The organism is uncultured Dialister sp., assembly GCF_900541605.1.
Classification (GTDB): Bacteria; Bacillota; Negativicutes; order Veillonellales; family Dialisteraceae; genus Dialister.
Genome location: NZ_UQKJ01000100.1, coordinates 1 through 7,264 on the forward strand (window position 1 = coordinate 1; position 7,264 = coordinate 7,264).

Genomic DNA, 7,264 nt, shown 5'->3' on the forward strand with positions numbered 1-7,264 from the left:
CCCTCCGTCTCGCTGCGCTCGCCACCTCCCCCATAGATGGGGGAGGTTAGCTTCTAGCAGCCAGGAAGGCGGGGCAGCCTACGGCATGAAGAAGCTGACGGAATCATCCGTAGAAAGCGCCGCAGGCGAATCAGCTTTCCTAGTAGCTAACAGCTAGCAGCTAGAAGCCCCCGCTCCAGATGACTCCAACCGTACCCCGCCGCCAGCGCCGCAGGCGAATCAGCTTTCCTGGCAGCTAACAGCTAGCAGCTGGAAGCCCCGCTCCAGCTGACTCTAACCGTATCTTGCCACCATCCCCGCCCGTACGCACGCGAGCTTATTCAACGGCCACTAGCTTTTGTCACAGGTCCGTAAATTCTTCGAAAACTTGCCTTAGACCCCTTTACTTTTTTACTTTAGCGTGGTAATGTATAACTACAACAGAGAAAGAAGGAGGGCTCTATGGCACAGGAAATGGATGACCTGAAAATGGTCCATGAAGAAGAGATGAAAAATTATGACCGCATCGAAGGTTCAGTCGTATCGGTCATGCGGCGGCACGGATGCAAAATCATCCAGACCCCCACATTTGAGGACTACGACACCTACGGCCGGTATTTCCCCCAGCTCCAGCGGGAGATGATCAAGACCATAGGTCCCGACGGCGAAGTGCTTGTCATGCGCCCCGACGTGACGGTGCCCCTGGTGAAGACGGTGGCCCGGGAATATCCGGACCCGGACCAGCTCCTGAAGTTCGGCTACGTGTCCATGGTATTCCGTGAATACTACGGGAAATCCACCCACGGCAAGTACTTCCTCCAGAGCGGCGTGGAAGTCCTGGGGGATGAGACCCCGGAATGCGACGGGGAAGTCATGGTGATGGCGGCGGAGTTCCTGGAATCCGTAGGGATCCGGGATATGCGCATCGACCTGGGCACCGTGGCCTACATGGACGCCCTCTTCGATGAGCTCCACTTAACCGGCCCTGAGCTCTCCAAAGTCCGGGAATACATGGAGAAACGAAACCTCGTTTCCTTTGAAAAACTGGTGGACACCCTGCCCATCACCACCATCCAGCGGAAGGTGCTGCTGGAGCTGCCCCGGCTCTTTGGAAACTACGAAGACACCCTGAAGCGGGCGGAGGATCTCTGCCTGAATCATAAAATGATGGAAGCCCTGGAGCGGCTGAAGAAGGTGTACGAATACCTGGAAGTGGCGGGCTATAGCGACCGGGTGCAGCTGGACTTCGGATTCACCTCCCACATGGGTTACTACACGGACATGGTCTTCAAGATTTACGCCGACGGCGCCCTCTATTCCCTCATCAGCGGCGGCCGCTACGATTCCCTGGCCGCCCAGTTCCAGGTGCCCCGGCCGGCCTGCGGCTTCGGGCTGAATATGAACCTTCTCTACGAAGTGATGGCGGAAGAAAATCTGCTGGAGGAAATGGTACCGTCCTGCGACCTGGCGGTGATTTACGACAAACCGGACCGGGACCTGGTGCTGACGCTCATGGACTGGCGGAGGAAGGGCCACTCGGTGCTCGGGGTTTCCGGGAAGAACCGGATCGTCACCGGCGATTACCGGATCACCGCGGTCTATGAAAATGGGAAATTCAAAGTGGGGGATGAAGTTCTTTCGAAGGAAGAACTGGAATCCCGGTTAGGAGGAAAATGATGCTCCATATTGCACTGGCCAAAGGAAGAATTGCTAAGAAAGTCATGAAAAGCCTGGCGGATGGGGGCTACCATTTTCCCGATTACTCCGACGACAGCCGAAAACTGATTTTCACGGACGATAAAGACCGCATCCGGGTGACCCTGGTGAAATCGCCGGACGTGGCGGTCTACGTCCGCCGGGGCGCCGCAGACGCCGGTATCGTAGGCAAGGACGTGCTCATGGAAGACGGGGAAGAAGACGTCTACGAAATCGAAGACCTGGGCATCGGGAAATGCCGCATGGCCGTTTCCGGGATCAAAGGGAACAAGGCAGTCATGAACAAGCGGATCCTCACGGTGGCCTCCAAGTACCCCTCCATAGCGAGGAAGTACTTCGCCGACCGGTTCCAGCCCATCGATATCATCAAGCTGAACGGCTCCGTAGAACTGGCCCCTCTCGTAGGCCTGTCCGACGTGATCGTGGATATTGTGGAAACCGGCACCACCCTCCGGGAAAACGGCCTGGAAGCCTACGATTACTTCATGGACTTCTCCGCCCGCCTCATCTGCAACAAGGTATCCTACAAAATGAAGCAGGACGAGCTGAATGAGTTTATCGGGCTTGTGAAATAAAGAGAGTTGAGATTTGAGAGTTGAGAATTGAGGTCCAGCGGCTTCGCCGCAGATGCACCCCCTCAGTCGCCTACGGCGCCAGCTCCCCCGAAAGGGGAGCCAAGGTTTCTTGCTTCCCCCTCTGGGGGAAGTCCCGCGAAGCGGGCAAGGGGGTGCATTTGCCGCGAAGCGGCTGACGTATATCATAAGGCGGCGCTTCCCAATTTGCGCGCCGCTAAAGATCTAGACCTGGATCTGGATCTAGGGAAGCGCTGATTAATTCGCAGAGTCCGATTATACATGTATTTTCATGCAATACTGCGTCATAATCCTCCTTAAATAGCTCGCTATTCGCGTCGGATTATTCCTTGTATTGCATGAAAATACAAGAGTATAATCGAACAACGATTTAATCAGTGCTTCCCTAGACCCCCAGGGCCTCCGGCCCGGTTCCCCTCGATCTCGACCTCGATCTCGATCTTTACACATAACATATTAAATACCATATAACTATACAGGAAAGAAGGAAACACACAATGGAATGGATTACTGTACCGGAAAAAGGATTGACCCTCCGCGAAGTGCGGACGATGACAAACAGAAACGTGAACCTTTCTGACGACGTGGAAAAGGCGGTTTCCGCCATTCTCCAGCAGGTGAAGGACGGCGGCGACGAAGCGGTCCGGGCGCTGACGAAGAAATTCGACGGCGTAAAGCTTTCTGACTTCCGGGTGACGGAAGAGGAAATCGAAGAGGCCGTGAAAGAAGTGGGTCCCGAATTTCTGGCAGTCCTGAAGGAAGCGAAGGAAAATATCGAAGCCTTCCATAAAGAACAGGTACGGAAATCCTGGTCCAAAGAATTCCGGGACGGCGTGGAACTGGGCGAACGGTTCCTCCCCATCCAGAGAGTCGGCGTCTACGTCCCCGGCGGCCGGGCGGCGTACCCCTCCACGGTACTCATGGACACGGTGCCTGCCATGGTGGCAGGATGCCCGGAAGTGGCCATGACCACCCCTCCCGGCAAAGACGGGAAAGTGAATCCCAATATCCTCGCCGCTGCCTACGTGGCAGGGGTGAAGGAAATCTATAAAGTCGGCGGCGCCCAGGGCATTGCCATGCTGGCCTACGGCACGGAATCCGTGGAGCCGGTGTTCAAGATCGTGGGACCCGGCAACGCCTTCGTGGCCATGGCGAAACGGCTCGTTTTCGGCACCGTAGGCATCGATATGATCGCAGGCCCTTCAGAAGTGTGCTGCGTGGCTGACGGCAGTGCCAACCCCACCTGGATTGCGGCGGACCTCCTGTCCCAGGCGGAACACGATCCCCGGGCGGCGGTATTCCTCATTACTCCGGACAAGGACTTCGGCCTGAAGGTACAGGCCGAAATGGAACGGCAGATGAAGGAACTTTCCCGGTATGAAATCATGAAGAGCTCCGTAGATACCTACGCCAAAGCCTTCCTCTGCAGAGACGCCGCCCAGTGCTTTGATATCGTCAACAAAATCGCTCCAGAACACCTGGAAGTGGAACTGCCGGATCCGAAGCAGTACCTGCCCCTCATTTACAATGCCGGCGCCATTTTCCTCGGGAAATACACCTCCGAACCCATCGGCGACTACATGGCCGGCCCGAACCACACACTGCCCACCTCCGGTACCGCTGCCTTCTCTTCGCCCCTTGGGGTCTATGATTTCGTGAAACACAGCAGCGTGGAGTGTTATACTGAAGAGGCATTCAGAAAGATTTCCAGAAAGGTCCAGCTCTTCGCGAAAGCGGAAGGGCTCACGGCCCATGCCAATGCTATGGAGGTGCGCGATGAAGACTGAATGGCTTCGTAAGACAATTCAAGATTTTGAACCCTATTTTGTGGCTCCCATTGCGGAGAAACACGTGATTAACGCCAACGAGAACTATTTCAATGTTCTCTCCATTCCGGCGGTGAAGAAGGAACTCCTGGAAGCCCTGGATTCCTTCCAGCCCCAGATCTACCCGAAACCCATGGCCGACGGCCTTCGGGAAGTGCTGGCGGACTACATGGGCGTCAAGCCGGAGAACATTATCTGCGGAAACGGCGGCGATGAAATGATTACCTATCTCCTGGGTACCTTCCTGAACCCCGGGGATAAGCTCCTCGTCCACACCCCCACCTTCGATATGTACGAACTGGGGGCCGAAACCCTGGGCGCCTCCGCCATCAAAGTGAAGGACCTCGCCGGCTACCGGCGGGACAGGGAAGGGCTCCTTGCGGCTGTGAAGAAATACCAGCCCAAGGTGACAGTCATCTGCAACCCCAATAACCCCACCGGCGACCTGCTGCCGGCTTCCTTCATCGAAGAAGTGCTGAAGGCTGCCGACAACATCGTCTTCGTGGATGAAGCGTACATGGAATTCGCCCAGAAAGAAAGCGTAGTTTCCCTCATTAATAAGTACCCGAACCTGGTGGTCCTCCGTACCCTGTCCAAGGCCTTCGCCTTCGCCGGCATGCGCTGCGGCTACCTCGTAGGGGATAAAGAAATGATCGAAGCCATTGCGAAGATCAAGGCTCCCTACAACCTGAACGCCTTCACCCAGCTCTTTGCGCCCATCGTGGTGCGGCATAAGGAGGAACTCTTCAAAATCCGGGACGACATCGTGAAAGAAAGGGCCCGGCTCTACGATGAACTGGTGAAGATTCCGGGACTCACGGTGTACCCCTCCTGCACGAACTTCCTCCTGGTCCAGGTGGAACGGAAGCATGAGGAAATCTTCAAAGCCCTGAAGGCGAAGGATATCCTGGTGAAGATCTACAGAAACAGCGCAGAGCTGCCGAATGCCTTCCGCATTTCCGTCACCACGAAGGACGTGGATGACACCCTGCTCTCCGTATTCCGGGAGGAACTCCAATGAGAACCGCCACGATCCACAGGAAAACCGGGGAAACCAACATTTCCGTCACCCTCAATATCGACGGCAGCGGCCGGTATGAAGGCACCACGGGCATCGGTTTCTTCGACCATATGATGAACCTTCTTGCCCGGCACAGCGGCATGGATATCCGCCTTTCCTGCACCGGGGACCTCTACGTGGACAACCACCACACCATCGAGGACCTGGGCATCACCCTGGGTGACGCCTTCCTCAAGGCCCTGGGGGATAAGAAGGGCATCCGCCGGTATGGCTGCTTCTTCTGTCCCATGGATGAGACCCTGTCCCGCATTGTGCTGGACCTCTCCGGCCGGCCCTACTTCGTCTACCACGTCCACATCCCGGTGGAACGGATCGGCGATTTTGAGACAGAAATGACCCGGGAATTTTTCCTGGCCTTCGCCATGCACGGCATGATGAATCTTCATATGGCCTGCCTGTACGGAGAAAATGGACACCACATGGTGGAGTCCCTCTTCAAAGGCATCGGCCATGCACTGAAAGAAGCGGTCACCGTGGAAGGGGACACCGTCCTCTCCACGAAGGGGGTGCTCTGATGAAAACAGCCATTATTGATTACGACGCAGGAAACCTGGCCAACGTGGTCCGGGCTGCCACTAGGGCAGGCCTGGACGTGGTGGTCACCAGGAATCCCGCAGAAATCCGGAACGCCGGCGCCCTGGTGCTCCCCGGAGTTGGCGCCATGAAAGACGCCATGGACCATCTGGATGGCTATGGCCTTACAGACCTCATCCGGGAAGAAGTGAAAAAGGGCAAGAAACTGGCGGGCATCTGCCTCGGTATGCAGGCCCTCTACGAAGAGTCCGAAGAATACGGGCACATCAAAGCCCTGGGACTCCTTCCGGGCCGCATCGTCCGTTTCCCGGAAGGGAAGCTGAAGGTGCCCCACATGGGGTGGAATGAGCTCGTCATCCACAGGCCCCACGAAGTGGTGGAAGGCCTGCCGCCCCATTCCTATGTCTATTTCGTCCATTCCTACTACAAAGTGCCCGGAGACACGGAAGACGTCATCGCCTCTGCGGACTACGGCGTCACCGTTCCGGCGGTAGTGGGGAAGGACAATGTTCTTGGTTTCCAGTTCCATCCCGAAAAATCAGGCAAAGTGGGGATGGCCATCTGGGACCGGTTAGCAAAGTGGTTGGTCAAATGAAAATATTTCCTGCAATTGATATAGAAGACGGACACTGCGTCCGCCTGAAACAGGGGAAAATCGAAGACCTCACGGTCTACGGCGACGACCCTGTGAAAATGGCCCAAAAATGGGAGAAAGAAGGGGCGAAACAGCTTCACGTGGTAGATCTGGACGGCGCCTTCAAAGGAAATGGGGAAAACAAAGAAATCATCGGAAAAATGGCAAAAGCCATCTCCATCCCCATCGAAGTGGGCGGCGGTATCCGCACGGAACAGGCCATCAAAGAATATCTGGACCTGGGGGTGTACCGGGTCATCATCGGCTCCAAAGCCGTGGCATCCCCCTACTTCGCCATCCGCGCCGCCAAAGAATACGGAGCGGACCACGTGGCGGTCTCCATCGATGCCAAGGGCGACGAAGTCGCCACCCACGGCTGGGTGGACGGCAGCAGCCGGAAGGTCATGACCTTCGCCGAAACCCTTCTCACCCACGGCGTGAACACCCTCATCTACACCGACATCAGCCGGGACGGCATGCTGGTGGGACCGAACTTCGACATGATGGCTAAACTCCAGGCCCTGGACGGCATCCACCTCATCGCCTCCGGCGGCGTCTCCGGGGCCGAAGACCTCCGGAAACTGGCCCGGATGGGCGTCTACGGCGCCATCACCGGCAAAGCCCTCTATGAAGGCAAAGTGAGCATGAGGGAGATCGTGGAGATAGGGGAGTGAGCCGCGAAGCGGCTCAGAATTGAGAATTGAGGAAAGAGAATTGAGGTCCCGCGGCTACGCCGCAGTTATGTGGCTGAGGGTACATGCGACTGGACGGGGCCTTTAGCCTTTAGCCTTGAGCCTTGAGCTTATCCGGCCCTTCGGACCAGAATCCGTCAGCGGCTGACGCCGCAAGTGAACCCACCAACCTCCCCTCTTTAGAGGGGAGGGGGACCGCGTTAGCGGTG

General features: G+C 56.6%; 7 protein-coding genes. All 7 read left to right on the plus strand.

Features of this window, described 5'->3' with window-relative positions; translation table 11 throughout:
* The first annotated feature begins 441 nt into the window (after positions 1-441).
* The 7 genes from QZR21_RS07180 (at position 442) to hisA (ending at position 7,037) form a co-directional block, all read left to right on the plus strand.
* Positions 442-1,656 carry an ATP phosphoribosyltransferase regulatory subunit gene (locus QZR21_RS07180; protein WP_296099458.1) on the plus strand — a complete coding sequence of 405 codons (1,215 nt, stop codon included), beginning with the start codon at positions 442-444 and terminating at the stop codon, positions 1,654-1,656.
* On the plus strand, positions 1,656-2,270 hold the full coding sequence (hisG, locus tag QZR21_RS07185) for an ATP phosphoribosyltransferase (protein ID WP_296099461.1): 615 nt from the start codon (positions 1,656-1,658) through the stop codon (positions 2,268-2,270). The genes QZR21_RS07180 and hisG overlap by 1 nt, the downstream gene beginning before the upstream one ends.
* A 515-nt stretch (positions 2,271-2,785) precedes the next feature.
* Positions 2,786-4,075, plus strand: a complete 1,290-nt coding sequence (gene hisD, locus QZR21_RS07190) for a histidinol dehydrogenase (RefSeq protein WP_296974636.1) — start codon at positions 2,786-2,788, stop codon at positions 4,073-4,075.
* Complete coding sequence (gene hisC, locus QZR21_RS07195; protein ID WP_296099467.1) at positions 4,065-5,135, plus strand: histidinol-phosphate transaminase; 1,071 nt, start codon at positions 4,065-4,067, stop codon at positions 5,133-5,135. The genes hisD and hisC overlap by 11 nt, the downstream gene beginning before the upstream one ends.
* The gene (gene hisB / locus QZR21_RS07200; RefSeq protein WP_296099469.1) at positions 5,132-5,710 is read left to right on the plus strand and encodes an imidazoleglycerol-phosphate dehydratase HisB; all 579 of its coding nucleotides are present in this window, start codon (positions 5,132-5,134) and stop codon (positions 5,708-5,710) included. The genes hisC and hisB overlap by 4 nt, the downstream gene beginning before the upstream one ends.
* Positions 5,710-6,324 carry an imidazole glycerol phosphate synthase subunit HisH gene (hisH, locus tag QZR21_RS07205; protein ID WP_296099471.1) on the plus strand — a complete coding sequence of 205 codons (615 nt, stop codon included), beginning with the start codon at positions 5,710-5,712 and terminating at the stop codon, positions 6,322-6,324. The genes hisB and hisH overlap by 1 nt, the downstream gene beginning before the upstream one ends.
* Complete coding sequence (gene hisA, locus QZR21_RS07210; protein WP_296099473.1) at positions 6,321-7,037, plus strand: 1-(5-phosphoribosyl)-5-[(5-phosphoribosylamino)methylideneamino]imidazole-4-carboxamide isomerase; 717 nt, start codon at positions 6,321-6,323, stop codon at positions 7,035-7,037. The genes hisH and hisA overlap by 4 nt, the downstream gene beginning before the upstream one ends.
* The last annotated feature ends 227 nt before the right edge of the window (positions 7,038-7,264 follow it).